The following is a 15,441-nucleotide window of genomic DNA, read 5'->3' as shown; positions in this document are numbered from 1 at the left end:
CCGGCTACCGGTTCATGCCTGCGCAAACAGGCGCACGTCGCGTGCGTCCCAGTCCACCAGCGCGTGGGTGCCGACGACGATGCCGCTGTCCCGGTGATCGCCCGCCGGCATCCGGACGGAGATCTCCTGCTCCCACGGCGTCGTGACCGAATAGTGCATCGCGTCGCCGAGATACGTGATGTCGCGCACGGTCACCGGCAAGCCGGCCGTGCCGCGCGCCGCATCGACCGGATCGACCGTATTGGCCGCGCGGATGCGTATCTGCTCGGGACGCACCATCAGCGTGCCGTCCCCGCCGACGGCGACGGACGCATTACCCGCGGTCGCCACCGCGTGGCCGCTCGGGAACACCGCGCTCGATTGTGCGGCGCCGCCCGACGTGACGCGCACCGGAAGAAAATTGGAGTTGCCGATGAAGTTCGCGACAAAGCGCGAAGCCGGGTTCGCATAGAGTTCCTCGCCCGTCCCGCATTGCTCGATGCAGCCCTTGTTGAACACGGCAATTCGATCCGACAGTCGCAGCGCCTCCTCCTGGTCGTGCGTCACGTAGAGAATGGTGACGCCGGTTTCCTGGTGAATGCGGCGCAGTTCGAGCTGGATTTCTTCGCGCAGCTTCTTGTCGAGCGCGGAGAGCGGCTCGTCCATCAGCAGCACCGGCGGATCGTAGGCAAGCGCGCGCGCAATCGCCACGCGTTGCTGCTGCCCGCCGGACAACTGGGCCGGCATGCGGTCACGGAATTCCGACAGATGGACGAGCTCCAGCATCTTGTCGACTTTCTTCCGGATTTCCGATTCCGGCTGGCGGCGCACCCGTAACGGAAAGGCGACGTTCTGGCCGACGGTCAGATGCGGAAACAGCGTATAGCGCTGGAACACCATGCCGATATTGCGCTTGTTCGGCGCAACGGCGAGCAGCGGTTTGCCGTCGAGCAGCACCCGGCCCTCGGTCGGCTCCTGAAAGCCGGCGACGATATAAAGCGTGGTGCTCTTGCCGGAGCCCGACGGCCCCAGGAACGTCATGAATTCGCCCTTTCGGACGTCGAGCGACACCTGGTCGATCGCGACGACATCGTCGTAGGTCTTGCGCAGGCGCTGGATTTGCAGGAATGCGGAAGTCATGGCTCGGTCACCTCACTTATCGAGCGCGGCGGCGCAGCATCGCGCCCACCAACATCAGAACGGTCGTCAAGCCGACCAGCAACGACGACGCTGCCGCGACGACAGGCGTCAGGTCCTGGCGCAGCGTCGCCCAGATACGGACGGGCAGCGTCTGCAAGGTCGGGCTCGACATGAAGATCGACACCACCACTTCGTCCCACGACGCGAGGAACGAGAAGATCGCGGCCGCGAACAAACCCAGCCGGATCGCCGGTATCGTGACGCGCAGCTTGACTTCGAGCGGCGACGCGCCGCAGATCAGCGCGGCATCCTCGAGTGCGGTGTCGAAGCTCGCGAGCGAGTTGCTGATCGAAATGATCGAGAACGGCAACGCGATGATCAGGTGGCCGATCACGAAGCCCGTCATCGTGCCGTCCAGGCCGACGCGCAGGACGAACGCATAGAGCGCCACGGCCAGCACGACCACCGGCAGCACCATCGGCGTGAGGAAGAACGCCTGCACGGCGGCGCGGCCGCGGAACTTGCCGCGCACCAGCGCCAGCGATGCGAGAAAGCCGATCAGTACCGACAGCACGGTCACGATGACGGCGAGCTTGGCACTCGTCATCAGCGAATCGAGCCAGCCCGCGTCGGTGAACAACTGGCGGTACCAGTCCAGCGTCCAGCCCGGCGGCGGGAAGATCAGCCACTGCGAATCGCCGAACGACAGCGCGACGATGAACAGGATCGGGAGCAGAAGAAACAGGGCGACCGCGCCGCCGACCGACAGCAACAGCCAGCGCACTGCACCCAGACGGTCGAAATCGAGCAACATGTCAGCGACCTCCCATACCGGTGCGCGCAGCGCCCGTGAAGCGCAGCTGAAGCGCATAGAGCGAAAGCGTCACCGCGAGCAGCACCAGTGCCGCGGCGCCGGCGAGCCCCCAGTTCAGCAACTGTTGGACGAGCTGCGCGATCAGTTCGGCCAGCATCATGTATTGCGCGCCGCCCAGCAGCGCCGGTGTCACGAAATAGCCGAGCGCCATCACGAACACCATCAACGCGCCCGACGCAATGCCGGGCATCGCGAGCGGAACGAGGATGCGCCAGAACGCCTGCCAGCGGCTCGCGCCGCAGACTGCGGCGGCGCGCAGCGTGGACGGGTCGATGCTGCGCAGCGTCGCGTGCAGCGGCATCACGAGGAACGGCAGCATGATGTAGGTCATGCCGATCGTCACGCCGACCAGGTTGTTCACCAGCGCCAGCGGCTCGCTGACGATGCCGAGCGCCATCAGCACCCGGTTGATCGGCCCGGTCGCCTGCAGCAGGACCATCCACGCAAACGTCCGCGCCAGCAGGTTGGTCCACATCGACAGCAGCAGGATCGAGAACAGCACCGAACTCAGCTTCTTCGGCGCGATGGCGAGCAGCCACGCGGTCGGAAAGCCGATCGCGACGGTCACCACCGTCACGACGGTCGCAACCAGGAACGTGTTCCCGAACACGCGCAGGTACGTGGTCGAACCGAGCAACTGCACGTAGTTCTGCAAGCCGGGCGCCGGCTCGAGCACGCTGCGCAACAGCAGCGACAGCACCGGCAGCAGGAAGAAAATCGCGAGCAGCAACATCGCCGGGATCAGCAAGCGGATGTTGCGCCAGTCGGGCCGCCGGCGCGCGGCCTTCGCCGGCGGATGAGCGACGGTACTCAGAACATTGGGCATGGTGTCTCCTGCATCTCTCCTGTTTCAGTCATGCACCGCCAGCATCGCGGCCGGGTCGGGGCATGCCTGCGTCAATCGCGTTGACGTCGGGTCGTGCTACTTCGATTGCCACGCATACCAGCGCTTCGCAATCGCATCGCGATGGTCGGCCCAGTACTTCATGTCCAGGTTGATCTGCGAGTCCTTGTACTGATCCGGCAATGTCTTCGCTACCGCGGCGGGCATCATCGCCGCCGACTTCACGTTGATCGGTGCGTAACCCGTATCCGCCGCGAACTTCGCCTGCGCCTGGGCGCTGGTGGCCGCCGCCAGGAACTTCATCGCTTCGGCCTTGTGCTTCGCGCCCTTCGGAATCACGAGCATGTCGGCGGCCGTCAGGTTCTGGTTCCATGAAATACCGACCGGCACGCCGGTCTGTGCAAGGGCATGCAGGCGCCCGTTCCAGAACATGCCCATCGGCGCCTCGCCCGATGCGAGCAGCTGTTGCGACTGCGCGCCGCCGCTCCACCACACGATGTTGCTCTTGATCGTGTCGAGTTTCTTGAAGGCCCGATCGAGGTCGAGCGGATAGAGCTTGTTCGCCGGCACGCCGTCGGCCAGCAGTGCGATTTCGAGCACGCCGGGCGCGGACCACTTGTAGAGCGTCCGCTTGCCAGGAAATTTCTTCGTATCGAACAGGTCGGCCCACGACTGCGGTTGCGCGCCCTTGAAGCTCGACTTGTTGAAGCCCAGCACGAACGAGTAGTAGAAGCTCCCCACCGCGTGGGTCGTCGAGAAGCGCGGGTCGAGCTCGTCCTTCTTCACCACCGAGTAATCGATCGGCTCGACGAGGCCGGCCTGCGCGGCCGCGTACGCGAAGTCGCCCTCCACGTCCACCACGTCCCAGTTCACGTTGCCGCTGTCGACCATCGCCTTGAGCTTGCCGTAGTCGGTCGGCCCGTCCATCAGCACGCTGATGCCGCTCGCCTGCGTGAACGGCTGCGCCCAATCCTTCTGCTGCGACGATTGCGTCGTGCCGCCCCAGCTCGTGAACACGATCGGCTCCGCGGCCAGTGCCGGCGCCGCGGCCAGCGTCGCCGCGCATAGCATGGCCATCGGGGCGAAACGTGAAAGGCTTCTGCTGCTCATGGTCTCTCTCCAGGGGGAAACGGTTGCGCATCGCGACCACCGGGGCGGCAGCCATCCGAACACGCGTATTCGGGCCGGCGACGCAGATCGCGCCGGCTTCATGATCTTGTTTTGCATCGCTTCGCCGCGATGGCGCCGGTGCAGGCTGCGCATCGGCTTTCGGGTTCAGGCAGGTGTCCTCAATGTGCAAGCGCGAGGGTCTGCACCGTGCCTGCTTCCGCATCGCCGACATAGATGCCGTACGCGTCCTGCCTGCGTTCCCGCACATAGCGTTCGAGCATCGAGCGCACGGCGGCGTCGGTGATGTCGTGCCACGGAATCTGCCAGAGCGGGACGATGCGGATGCTGTCGTCGAACCACGGGGAACCGGTGTGAATCACGCGGCCGCGGTAATAGACGTGTACGCCCGGCTGCCGCTCGTCGCTCGCCTCGAACACCGCGAACAGGAAGTCGAGATGCGCGTTGAGCCCGAGCTTCGCGAGCACGCCGCGCAGGCTCGCCGGGTCGCTGGCCGGTTCGAGCTTGATGCCGGCCGGCAACCGCAGACCTTGCGCGGTGTCGACGAGCACGAGCCCGTCGCGATGTTCCAGGATCGCGCCCACGTGGGCGCGCGCGCCGAGCGCACGACGCAATCCCGGCGTGTCGAATGCGTGTTCCGCGATTTGTCCGGTCATCGACTCAGCCATGGCGTTCTCCCGTGATCGCTGCGTTACCTGATGAGATTATGGTATGCCATCTTATGGCCCACAACAATGTGCACAGTATTATGGAATACCATGAGTCGAATCAGCAGATAAAACAGCGGACAAAACAAAAGGCCGCCGGCTTGGTGTGCCGGCGGCCTTTCGTGTCGAACCGCGCGGGTCGAATTCCGCGCGCAGGATTCCGTCAGTTGTCGGTGACGGCCTCGTTCTGCTGCGCGAGCGCCGCCAAAGCCAGCTCGGATACCCGTTTGATGTGCGCGGCCGATGCCGCCGACGCCGCGTCGCCGTCGCGCCGCTCGATCGCGTCGAGCAGGCGATTCATTTCGGCGTTCGAGTCGCCGCCGCGCCCCGGCATCGCGATGGTCAGCGCGCGCAACCGGTTGATGCGCGCGTTGAGCGTCTTGACGACCGTCAGCGACACCTGCTTCCCGGCCGCTTCGAACAGCGTTTCGTAGAAGCGTTCGGTGTACTCGAGCACGCGCGGCAACTCGCGCTTCTCGAACGCATCTTCGATCACCGCGCGGACCTCGCGCAGTTGCCGCACGACGTCGGGCGTCGCGCCCTCGGCACAGGCGCGCGCGGCATTGGCTTCGAGCAGGCCGCGCAACTCGTAGATTTCGCCCACTTGCGCGGGATCGAGCCGCGCGACGACCGGCCCTTGCCGCGACACGGTTTCGACCAGCCCTTCGGTCTCCAGATGGCGCAGCACCTCGCGCACCACCGTGCGGCTCACGCCGAGTTCGTCGCACAGCGTGCGCTCGACGAGCCGCGCGCCCGGCCGGAAATAGCCCTGCACGATCGCCCCGCGCAGTTTGTCGAGCGTCAGTTCACGCAGGGTCTTGGCATTGCGGTCGATCTTGAGGTCTTGCATGGGCGGCACTCGGGAAACAGGTAGGTGGCCTGCGGCCGGCCAGGAGCCGGGCGCAGGCATGGAATGCCATATTATGACCTAACTGTCAGCGGGCTTTCCATCCCGCGCGGCCTCGGCCCTTGGCCCTCCACCCGCCATCAGCGCGCGGATCAGCCTTCCAGTCCTTCGACGATCGCGATCTGCGCTCGGCAATGCCCGTCCCGCTTCGATTTCGCCGCCTGGTATTCGGGCGAGTGATAGCACGCGAGCGCCGTTTTCATGTCGTCGAAGCGGATCACCACGTGGCGCTCGAACGACTCCCCCTCCAGCACCTGCGACGCGCCGCCGCGTGCGAGAAAAACGGCACCGAACTTCCTGAACGCCTGCGGCGCGATATCCGTGTAGTCCTTGTATTTCGCGGGATCCAGCACCGTCACGTGAGCAATCCAGTACGCAGTCATTTTCCACCTCCATTTTCGAGAAATTTCCGGACGAGGGTTAACACTCATGGCATGCCGTAACATGGTATACCACAATGAATTCCACAATCAACGCACGAAAGGAAGGTGCCATGAGCCTGATTCGGAAATCCGTCCTCCATGTCGAAACCCTATACGTCGATGGCGACAAGGTCGCGGCGAAGCCGCTGAAGATGATCGGGGCGGTCGCCGTGATCAAGAACCCGTGGGCGGGCCGCGGATATGTCGAGGACCTGTCGCCGGAGATTCGCGCAATTGCGCCGCAACTCAGCGAACACCTGACCAAACTGATTCTCGACGAAGCCGGTTCGGGCGACGCCGTCGAAGCGTTCGGCAAGAGTGCGATCGTCGGCCTCGACGGTGAGATCGAGCACGCGTCCGCGCTGATCCACACGCTGCATTTCGGCAACACCTATCGCACGGCCGTCGGCGCGAAGTCGTACCTCGCGTTCAACAACACGCGCGGCCCGGCCAATGCGCCGCTGCTGATCCCGATGATGGACAAGAACGACGAAGGCCGCCGTTCCCACTACCTGACGCTCCAGTTCTCGATTCCGGACGCACCGGCCGCCGACGAACTGGTCATCGCCATCGGCGCCGCCACCGACGGCCGTCCGCATCACCGCATCGGCGACCGCTACAAAGATCTCGCAGAGCTCGGAAATGACGTCAAGAACCCTGCCGCTGTCAAATAATCGCGTCGCCCACTATCTCGACCAGGGGGCCGGCGAGCCGCTGGTCCTGATTCACGGCGTGGGCATGCAGGCGAACGCGTGGTATCCGCAGATCGCCGACCTGTCGCGCGAATTCCGCGTGATCTCGGTCGACATGCCGGGCCACGGCACGAGCGATGCACTCGACGCCGACGCCGACCTGCAGCAGTTCGTGCAGTGGGCGATCGAGTTCATCGAAGCGCTTCACGCCGGCCCCGTGAACCTGGCCGGCCACTCGATGGGTTCGCTGATTGCCGCCGGTGTGGCCGTCACGCGCCCCGATCTGGTCAAGCGGGTGGCCGTGCTGAACGGTGTCTACCGCCGCACCGAGCAGGCACGCGAAGCCGTGCTGCAACGCGCCGCGGAACTGCGTTCGGGAACCATCGACGTGGCAACGCCGCTGCGCCGCTGGTTCAACGCCGACGAAGCGCAGCAAGCCGCTGCGCAGAAGGTGGAATCCTGGCTGCAGTCCGTCGACCTGGCGGGCTACGCCACCGCGTACACGGCGTTCGCGAAGGGCGACGAAGTGTATGCGGACGGCTGGCACCGGATTGCCTGCCCTGCTCTCGTGCTCACCGGGTCGGACGACCCGAATTCGACGCCGGAGATGGCCAGGCAGATGGCGCAGGCCGCACACGACGGGAAGGCCGTCGTGATCGAGAACGAGCGCCACATGGTGAACCTGACCGCGCCCGAGGAAGTCAATCGCGCCCTGCGTGCCTGGTTGCAGACCGAGCCACAGGCGGAAACCCTGAAATCGGAAGTGTGACATGAGCCAAGCAACCAGCCAGGAAGCCCCGACGATCAATACGCGGGAGCTGCGCGACGCGTTCGGCGCGTTCATGACGGGCGTGACGATCGTCACCACCGCGCGCGACGATGACCAGCCGCTCGGCTTCACCGCGAATTCGTTCTCGTCCGTGTCGTTGGACCCCGCGCTGCTGCTCGTGAGCATCGCGAAGACGTCGAGCAATTACCAGACGTTTTCCACCACGGGCCACTTCGCGATCAACATTCTCGCGGAGGGACAAAAGGACCTGTCCAACACGTTTGCCCGACCCAGCGAAGATCGCTTCGCGCAGGTCGACTGGCAACTGAGCGCCCATCGCAATCCGCTTATCGCCGACGTCAGCGCATGGTTCGACTGCACGACGCACGCGGTGATCGATGCGGGCGATCACGCGCTGCTGGTCGGCAAGGTCGAGGCGTTCCATTCCGCCGGCTTCGCGGGCCTCGGCTACTACCGCGGCGGTTATTTCACGCCGGCGAAGGTGTCGGCCGAAGTCATCGCCGGGCCGAAGGTGATCGTCAGCGCGATCATCACGCGCGACGACAAGGTGCTCATGGTGAAGACGGCCGACGGCAAGTGGGCGCTGCCCACGAAGGAGATCGGCAACGAAGGCGCCGACAAGGCGCTCGCCGAACTCTTCCGGCGCTACCAGCCGGACGCATCGGCAAGCTTCATCTATTCGGTCTACAACAATACCGAGACGCACTACCAGTACATCTCGTTCCTCTGCAGCGCACCGGACGAAGCGGCGGTCGCCGGCGAATTCGTGAGCCTCGACGACATCGAGACCGACGCGTTCCAGGACAGCGCCCTCGCGAGCATGCTCGAACGCTATCGCAGGGAAAGCCAGTTGAAGAGCTACGGCCTCTACTTCGGCGACCACAGCACCGGCACCGTCCGCCCGCTTCTTTCCTGAAAGGTCACATCATGCGTTTTTCGCTTTTCGTTCACATGGAGCGCGTCTCCGACCAGACCAGCCAAAAGCAGCTGTACGACGAAATGGTCGAGCTGTGCCAGATCGCCGATCGTGGCGGCATGCACGCGGTCTGGACCGGCGAGCACCACGGCATGGACTTCACGATCGCGCCGAACCCGTTCATCAACCTCGCCGATCTCGCGAACAAGACGAAGCGCGTGCGGCTCGGCACGGGCACGGTCGTCGCGCCGTTCTGGCACCCGATCAAGCTCGCCGGCGAAGCCGCGATGACCGACATCATCTCGGGCGGCCGCCTGGAACTCGGGATCGCGCGCGGCGCATACTCGTTCGAATACGAGCGCCTGATGCCGGGGCTCGATGCATGGGGCGCCGGGCAGCGCATGCGCGAACTCATTCCGGCGGTGAAGAAGCTGTGGGAAGGCGATTACGCGCACGACGGCGAGTTCTGGCAGTTCCCGGCGACGACGTCGTCGCCGCTGCCGCTGCAGCAACCGCATCCGCCGATCTGGGTGGCCGCGCGCGATCCGAACAGCCACGAGTTCGCGGTGGCGAACGGCTGCAACGTGCAGGTCACGCCGCTGCACTTCGGCGACGAGGAAGTCGAGAAGCTGGTCGGCCACTTCAACGCCGCGTGCGCGAAATTCAGCGACATGCCGCGCCCGAAGATCATGCTGCTGCGTCACACCTACGTGGCGAGCAGCGAGGACGACGCACAGGTGGCCGCCGACGAAGTCAACGTGTTCTACAACTACTTCGGCGCATGGTTCAAGAACGAGCGTCCGATCAGCCGCGGGATGATCAAGCCGCTCAGCAACGAGGAAATCGCCGCGCACCCGTTCTATACGCCGGAAGCGATGCGCAAGAACAACGTGATCGGCACGCCCGCGGAAGTCATCGCGCGCCTGAAGGCGTACGAAGCGCTCGGCTTCGACGAGTACTCGTTCTGGATCGACACCGGCATGAGCTTCGAGCGCAAGAAGGCTTCGCTCGAGCGGATGATCCACGACGTGATGCCTGCGTTCCAATAAGGTCCCGATGCCATGAATGTGCATTTTCAGCTGTATATCGACGGCCGGTTCGAGCCCGGCGCCGCGACGTTCGGCAGCGTGAATCCCGCGACCGGCGCGGTGTGGGCACAGATGCCGGAAGCGCGCACCGACGAAGTCAACCGCGCGGTCGCGGCGGCCGGCCGCGCATTGACCGATCCGCAATGGGCCGGACTGTCCGCGTCGGCGCGCGGCAAGCTGCTGCACAAGCTCGCCGATCTCGTCGAACAGGCGGCGCCGCGGCTCGCTGAAATCGAAACGACCGACACCGGCAAGATCATCCGGGAAACGTCGAGCCAGATCGCCTATGTCGCGGAGTACTACCGGTACTACGCAGGCATCGCCGACAAGCTCGAAGGCAGCCATATCCCCGTCGACAAGCCCGACATGCAGGTCTGGCTCGAACGGCAGCCCGTCGGCGTGGTGGCCGCGATCGTGCCCTGGAACAGCCAGCTGTTCCTGTCCGCGGTCAAGGTCGGGCCGGCCCTCGCGGCCGGCTGCACGGTGGTGCTCAAGGCGTCCGAGGAAGCGCCGGGGCCGTTGCTCGAATTCGCGAGGCTGGTACATGACGCGGGCTTTCCGGCAGGCGTCGTCAATGTGATCACCGGCTTCGGCCCGGAATGCGGCGCGGTGCTGAGCAGCCACCCGGGCGTCGACAAGGTCGCGTTCACCGGCGGCCCCGAGACGGCGCGCCACATCGTGCGGAACACGGCGAACAATCTCGCGAAAGTGTCGCTGGAGCTCGGCGGCAAATCGCCGTTCATCGTGTTCGCCGATGCCGATATCCAGAGCGCGGTGAATGCGCAGGTGGCCGCAATTTTCGCCGCGAGCGGCCAAAGCTGCGTGGCGGGTTCGCGTCTGCTGATCGAAGCCTCCATCAAGGAGCGGTTCCTCGCGCTGCTGGTCGAACGCGTATCGCGCATTCGCGTGGGTTCGCCCGGCGAGATGGCAACGGAATACGGGCCGCTCTGCACGGAGCGACAACTTCGCCACATCGAGGCGGTCGTCGCGAGTTCCGTGCGCCAGGGCGCCCGAGTGCTTGCCGGTGCAACGAAGCTGGAGCGCGACGGCTATTACTACGCGCCGACGATCCTGGACTGCACGGGCGTCGACGATGCCGACAGCATCACGACGGAACTGTTCGGCCCCGTGCTGTCGGTCGACACGTTCGAATCCGAACAGGAAGCGATCGACAAGGCCAACAGCACGGCCTATGGTCTCGCGGCCGGGATTTTCACGACCAACCTGACCCGCGCTCACCGCGTGTCGAAGCGCGTGTGTTCGGGCATCGTCTGGATCAACACGTATCGGGCGGTGTCGCCGCTCGTGCCGTTCGGCGGCTTCGGCTTGTCGGGGCATGGCCGCGAAGGCGGCTTGAGCGCCGCGCTCGAATACACGACGACGAAATCCGTGTGGCTTCGCACGTCGGACGAACCGATCAGCGACCCGTTCGTGATGCGTTGAGCAACCGCGCATTCACCCGCAGTACCGATCAAAAGCCTCGAAGGTCATGCCGGGCCGCGCGCGAGAACGTGCGCGGTGTTCCGGCATGACCAGGCGACAAGGATGGAGACAGCATGACAAACCCGGAAAGCGATAGCGGCGTTCTGGCTATCGAAAGCAATTCGATCGATTATGTGGCCCCCGAGGCCCGGCACGGCAAGCCGGCCGACCTGTTCACCCTGTGGTTCTGCACGAATGTCGCGCCGCTGGCCGTGATTTCCGGCGCCACGTCGGTGCTGGTGTTCCACCTCGATCTGGTGAGTGCGATTTTCGCGATCGCGGCCGGGCAGTTCTTCGGCGCGATCTTCCATGCGCTCACCTCCGCGCAAGGGCCGCTCGTCGGCGTACCGCAGATGATCCAGAGCCGGGCGCAGTTCGGTCGATACGGGTCGCTGCTGGTGGTGGCATTCACGACGCTGATCTACCTCGGCTTCTTCGTGTCGAACATCATCCTCGCGGGCAAGACGCTCCACACGGCGGCGCCTTCGGTGCCCGTGCCGGTCGCGACCGTCGTCGGCGCCGTGCTCGCGACACTGGTCGGCGTGATCGGCTGTCACTTCATTCACCGCTTCAACAAGGTGGGCGCGTGGTTCATGGGCGGTGCGCTCGTCGTCGGCATCGCGCTGATGGCGCCGAACCTCGACGCCCGGATCCTCCAGCAAGGCCAGTTCGATCTCGCCAACTGGTTCGCGATGTTCGGACTGTGCGCGGTCTGGCAGATCAGCTTCGCCCCCTATACGTCCGATTATTCGCGCTATCTTCCGGCCTCCACCGGGTTCGCGAAGACCTTTGCATACACGTACTTCGGCACGTCGCTCGGCACGATCTTCGCGTTCCTGTTCGGCGTGCTGGCCGTCAGCACCGGGCATTCCACGGACGCGATGCAGGCGATCCGCGATCAGACCGGCGTGTTCGGCTACGTGCTGATCTTTCTGTTCCTGGTCAACATCATCGGTCACAACGGGATGAACCTGTACGGCGCGGTGCTGTCGTTCATCACCGCCGCGCAGACCTTCCGGCCCCACTGGGTGCCCGGCCGCAGCGTGCGCGTCGTCGTGTCGATGGTCCTGCTGGTTGCGTCGACCGCCACCGCGCTGTGGGCATCGAGCAACTTCATCGCGATCTTCCTGAATGCGGTCTTCGCGATGCGCATCGTGCTCGCGCCGTGGATCGCGATCAACCTGATCGATTTCTACCTCGTCAACGACCGGCACTATCGGGTCGCCGAAATCGTCGGCAGCCATGGCGGCGCATACGGATCGTTCAACGTCAGGAACATGGCGATCTACGTGTTCGGCATTGCGGTCCAGGTGCCGTTCATGGACGAGAGCTTTTTCCACGGCCCGTGGGCATCGGTCCTCGGCGGCGCGGACGTGTCGTGGATGGTGGGCCTCGTCGTCACGGCACTGGCCTGCTATCTGTTCGCGTCGAGGGACGGTTCGCGTGACCGCCGCGGGTGCCCGGCAGCCGCGGAGGTATTGGAGTAAACGGGTGTGTCGGTCGTCGGCGAGGTTCGCGCGGAACGGGTTCGAACACCCGCTTCCCGACCTCGTTCCGACGGTGACGGCAGGTTTTCAAGGACGCTCGTGCGTCAACAGGAGAAATCGATCATGAACGAAGATGATGCGCTGTTTCAGAAGGGGTTGCCGATTCGCCGGGAAGTGCTCGGCGCCGAATATGTCGATGCGTCGATGGAAAAGGCCGACGCCTTCATGATGTCGTTCCAGCGCGCGACGACCGCCTGGGCCTGGGGATGGGCCTGGGGCGACGACACGCTCGATCGCAAGACCCGCAGCCTGCTCAACCTCGCGATGTTGACGGCGGCCGGCCATACCAACGAACTCAAGCTGCACGTCAAGGGGGCGCTCAACACCGGGGTGAGCGTGGATGAAATCAAGGCGACGCTGCTGCACGCGACCGCTTACTCGGGCATCCCGCACGGCCTGAGCGCATTCAAGGCCGCACACGAAGTGCTGGTGGCCGAAGGCGCGTTGAAGTGAACGCCGACGGCTGAAAGACGCAGGGGCGCCAGTGCCGAAGACGCGGCGGCCGTTTCACACCGACGCCTGACGATCGGGATCGGGTATTCGGCAGTCCGGCGGTCTCGCCGGCACTTACGCCTGCCTGGCCGTGGCCTGCGCCGCCAGCGCGGCCCGCTCGATCCAGCGGATGGCCGGTGCATCCTGCTCGCCCGGCGCGGGCCTGCCGATCAGGAAGCCCTGCACCTCGCGACAGCCGGCATCCGTGATGCACGCCAGCTGTTCCTCCGTCTCGACGCCTTCCGCGACGGTCGTCACGCCGAGGCGCTTGCCGAGATCGGCCACCGCGCGCACGACGGCTGCGCAGTCCGGGCGCGTGACCGCATCGCGCACGAAGCTGCCGTCGATCTTGATCTTGTCGAACGGGAACGCACGCAGATGCGCGAGCGACGAGAAGCCCGTGCCGAAGTCATCGAGAGCGACGCGCACACCCATCGAACGCAGCGCGCGCAAGTCCGCGATGGCCTTGGCCTCATCGTGCAGCAGCGCGGTTTCCGTCACCTCGATTTCCAGCCGGTCGGGTGTGAGGCCCGCGCCGGCCAGCGCCGCCGCGAAGGTCGGCACGATCGTGCCGTGGCCGAGTTGCCCCGCCGACACGTTGACCGCGACGCGCGCACCGTCCGGCCAGCGTGCCGCCTCCCGGCAGGCCTGGTCGAGCACGAAGCGGCCGAGCCGGTCGATCAGGCCGCCGCGCTCGGCCACCGGAATGAAGCGGCCCGGTGAAATCCAGCCGGCGCGCGGGTGATGCCAGCGCAGCAGCGCCTCGCGCGTCGTGATCTGGCGGGTCCGGACATCGACGATCGGCTGGTAGAACACGTACAGCCCCTGGTTCTCGTCCAGCGCGACGCGCAGCTTCGATTCGAGCGCGACCCGCTCCTGCGCGCTCGTTTCCATGTCCGGCGAGAACATCCGGTACGTGCCCTTCCCCGCTTTCTTGGCCGCATAGAGCGCCATGTCCGCGCGCGACAGCAGCGCGCCGGCGTCGTTGCCGTGATGCGGCGCCAGCACGCAGCCGATCGACGCGCCGATGCGGAACGGCCGGTCGGGCGACGGCGCATAGGGCGCGACGAGCGTGTCGACGAGCCGCGCGGCCGCGCCCATCGCACGATCCGCGTCGGTGTCGCGCAGCAGCACCGCGAATTCGTCGCCGCCGATGCGCCCGAGCATCATCGCCGGCTCGGGGCACTGCCCGCGCAGACGTTCGGCGACCTGCCGCAGCACCTCGTCGCCCGCCGAATGCCCGCACGCGTCGTTGATCAGCTTGAAGCCGTCGAGGTCGATGAAGAGCAGCCCGAGCACCTTGTCCGAGCGGCGCAGGCTCGCGTCGAATTCGGCCAGGAAGGTCGCGCGGTTCGGCAGCCCGGTGAGCGAATCGTGATGCGCGAGCTGGTGGATACGCGCCTCCGCCTCGGCCTGTTGCGTGACGATCGACCACGACAGCATCGGGCCGATGTAGCGCCCGTCGGCGTCGCGCACGGCCGAGACCTGGATGTCGAGCACTTCCGGCCCGAGCGGAATGCGCGCGCGATGCGGCAGGTTCGCCGGATCGGCGAGCAGGCGGCGCTGGTGCTGCGGGTGCGGGTGGAAGAAGTCGATCGACGCGCCGAGCGCATCGTCCGCGCGGATCGGCAGCAGGTGCTCGATCGAGCGCAGCAGGTTGCGCGACGTCGCGTTCAGGTAGTTGATGCGGAACGTCTCCGGGTCGGCCGTCATCACGGCCACCGGCATGTCGTCGATCATCCGCATCAGCCGCGTCTGCGCCTGCTCGCGCAACCGCGATTCGGCCTGCGCATCGACGGTGCGCAGGAAGCCCCGGTAGTTGACCGAGATGACGGCAATCAGCGCCGCCGACACGAAGGCCATGTTGAGCGCGGTGGCGACGAGCGTCGGCTGGCCGGTCGAGATGAAGAACGCGATGAACGCGACGTTGACGATCACGGCCACGCTCAACGCGGCCGTGCGCAGGTACATCAGGCTGAAGATGCAGCCGATCACCGTGATGGCCAGGTAGAACGCGACCTGGGCCTTTTGCCACGCGTCGCCGTACGGGAACAGCAGCAGCGCCCAGGTGGTGAACGTCACTGCGACCGGGATCACCAGCCAGTTCGTGACCGTGAGCGCGCGGATCACGGTGTCCGGCGTGGGCTCCAGCAGCCGGGTGCGGTGCCAGTGCAGCAGCCGCGCGAGCGCCGCGAGTGTCATCGCGGCCGGCATCGCGACCGACAGCCACCACGGCGTGCTGCCCAGGTGCGTGACGGCGAGGCTCCAGGTGCTCGAGACGAGGATCAGGTACGACACCGGGATCTGGCCGGCGAATACCCGGTATTGCGCCGCGAGCAGGTCCGGGTTCCGGGCCGGCGCCGCGATGCTTGCCAGTCTTGCCATCCGTGCGTAGTGGATTTTCATGTGAGCCTGCGGGCTGCAACCCGGGGT

General features: G+C 65.7%; 14 protein-coding genes and 1 pseudogene. 7 read left to right on the top strand and 8 right to left on the bottom strand.

Annotated features, from left to right (window positions below; genetic code table 11):
* Positions 1-12: 12 nt before the first annotated feature.
* The 7 genes and pseudogenes from BDI24065_RS20165 to BDI24065_RS20135 all read right to left on the bottom strand — a co-directional run bounded on the left by BDI24065_RS20165 (position 13) and on the right by BDI24065_RS20135 (position 5,962).
* On the bottom strand, positions 13-1,119 hold the full coding sequence (locus tag BDI24065_RS20165) for an ABC transporter ATP-binding protein (RefSeq protein WP_175032752.1): 1,107 nt from the start codon (positions 1,117-1,119) through the stop codon (positions 13-15).
* Between the two features lie 16 nt (positions 1,120-1,135).
* Positions 1,136-1,933: an ABC transporter permease gene (locus tag BDI24065_RS20160; RefSeq protein WP_175032751.1), complete on the bottom strand. Its 798-nt coding sequence runs from the start codon at positions 1,931-1,933 to the stop codon at positions 1,136-1,138.
* A gap of 1 nt (position 1,934) precedes the next feature.
* Positions 1,935-2,819, bottom strand: coding sequence for an ABC transporter permease (locus BDI24065_RS20155; RefSeq protein ID WP_175032750.1), 885 nt, complete (start codon positions 2,817-2,819; stop codon positions 1,935-1,937).
* Between the two features lie 96 nt (positions 2,820-2,915).
* A complete protein-coding gene (locus tag BDI24065_RS20150) occupies positions 2,916-3,947 on the bottom strand; it encodes an ABC transporter substrate-binding protein (RefSeq protein WP_175032749.1) in 1,032 nt (343 codons plus the stop codon).
* Between the two features lie 179 nt (positions 3,948-4,126).
* Positions 4,127-4,558, bottom strand: a pseudogene (locus tag BDI24065_RS20145) (flavin reductase); the annotation flags it as partial.
* A gap of 277 nt (positions 4,559-4,835) precedes the next feature.
* Positions 4,836-5,522: a GntR family transcriptional regulator gene (locus BDI24065_RS20140; protein WP_175032748.1), complete on the bottom strand. Its 687-nt coding sequence runs from the start codon at positions 5,520-5,522 to the stop codon at positions 4,836-4,838.
* Between the two features lie 149 nt (positions 5,523-5,671).
* Positions 5,672-5,962, bottom strand: a complete 291-nt coding sequence (locus BDI24065_RS20135) for a DUF1330 domain-containing protein (protein WP_175032747.1) — start codon at positions 5,960-5,962, stop codon at positions 5,672-5,674.
* A gap of 110 nt (positions 5,963-6,072) precedes the next feature.
* Between BDI24065_RS20135 and BDI24065_RS20130 the strand changes: the two genes are divergently transcribed.
* From BDI24065_RS20130 to BDI24065_RS20100, 7 genes are all read left to right on the top strand, one after another.
* Positions 6,073-6,675: an amino acid synthesis family protein gene (locus BDI24065_RS20130; protein ID WP_175032746.1), complete on the top strand. Its 603-nt coding sequence runs from the start codon at positions 6,073-6,075 to the stop codon at positions 6,673-6,675.
* The gene (locus BDI24065_RS20125) at positions 6,644-7,462 is read left to right on the top strand and encodes an alpha/beta fold hydrolase (RefSeq protein ID WP_175032745.1); all 819 of its coding nucleotides are present in this window, start codon (positions 6,644-6,646) and stop codon (positions 7,460-7,462) included. Before BDI24065_RS20130 ends, BDI24065_RS20125 begins: the two co-directional genes overlap by 32 nt.
* A gap of 1 nt (position 7,463) precedes the next feature.
* Positions 7,464-8,399 carry a flavin reductase gene (locus BDI24065_RS20120; RefSeq protein ID WP_175032744.1) on the top strand — a complete coding sequence of 312 codons (936 nt, stop codon included), beginning with the start codon at positions 7,464-7,466 and terminating at the stop codon, positions 8,397-8,399.
* 11 nt (positions 8,400-8,410) lie between these two features.
* Positions 8,411-9,448, top strand: coding sequence for an LLM class flavin-dependent oxidoreductase (locus BDI24065_RS20115; RefSeq protein WP_175032743.1), 1,038 nt, complete (start codon positions 8,411-8,413; stop codon positions 9,446-9,448).
* A 12-nt stretch (positions 9,449-9,460) separates the two neighbouring features.
* Positions 9,461-10,930 (top strand): aldehyde dehydrogenase, encoded by a 1,470-nt coding sequence (locus tag BDI24065_RS20110; protein WP_175032742.1) that lies wholly within the window; start codon positions 9,461-9,463, stop codon positions 10,928-10,930.
* Positions 10,931-11,043: 113 nt separating this feature from the next.
* Complete coding sequence (locus BDI24065_RS20105; protein WP_175032741.1) at positions 11,044-12,456, top strand: purine-cytosine permease family protein; 1,413 nt, start codon at positions 11,044-11,046, stop codon at positions 12,454-12,456.
* Between the two features lie 123 nt (positions 12,457-12,579).
* The gene (locus BDI24065_RS20100) at positions 12,580-12,969 is read left to right on the top strand and encodes a carboxymuconolactone decarboxylase family protein (protein WP_175032740.1); all 390 of its coding nucleotides are present in this window, start codon (positions 12,580-12,582) and stop codon (positions 12,967-12,969) included.
* Positions 12,970-13,083: 114 nt separating this feature from the next.
* On the opposite strand, the gene BDI24065_RS20095 is transcribed toward BDI24065_RS20100, so the two are convergent.
* A complete protein-coding gene (locus tag BDI24065_RS20095; RefSeq protein ID WP_175032739.1) occupies positions 13,084-15,414 on the bottom strand; it encodes a putative bifunctional diguanylate cyclase/phosphodiesterase in 2,331 nt (776 codons plus the stop codon).
* Between the last annotated feature and the right edge of the window lie 27 nt (positions 15,415-15,441).

This window comes from Burkholderia lata (genome assembly GCF_902499025.1).
In the GTDB taxonomy this organism is placed as follows: Bacteria; Pseudomonadota; Gammaproteobacteria; order Burkholderiales; family Burkholderiaceae; genus Burkholderia; species Burkholderia lata_C.
The sequence above is the reverse complement of the archived record's forward strand: the minus strand, read 5'-3'. Positions and strand labels throughout refer to the sequence as shown.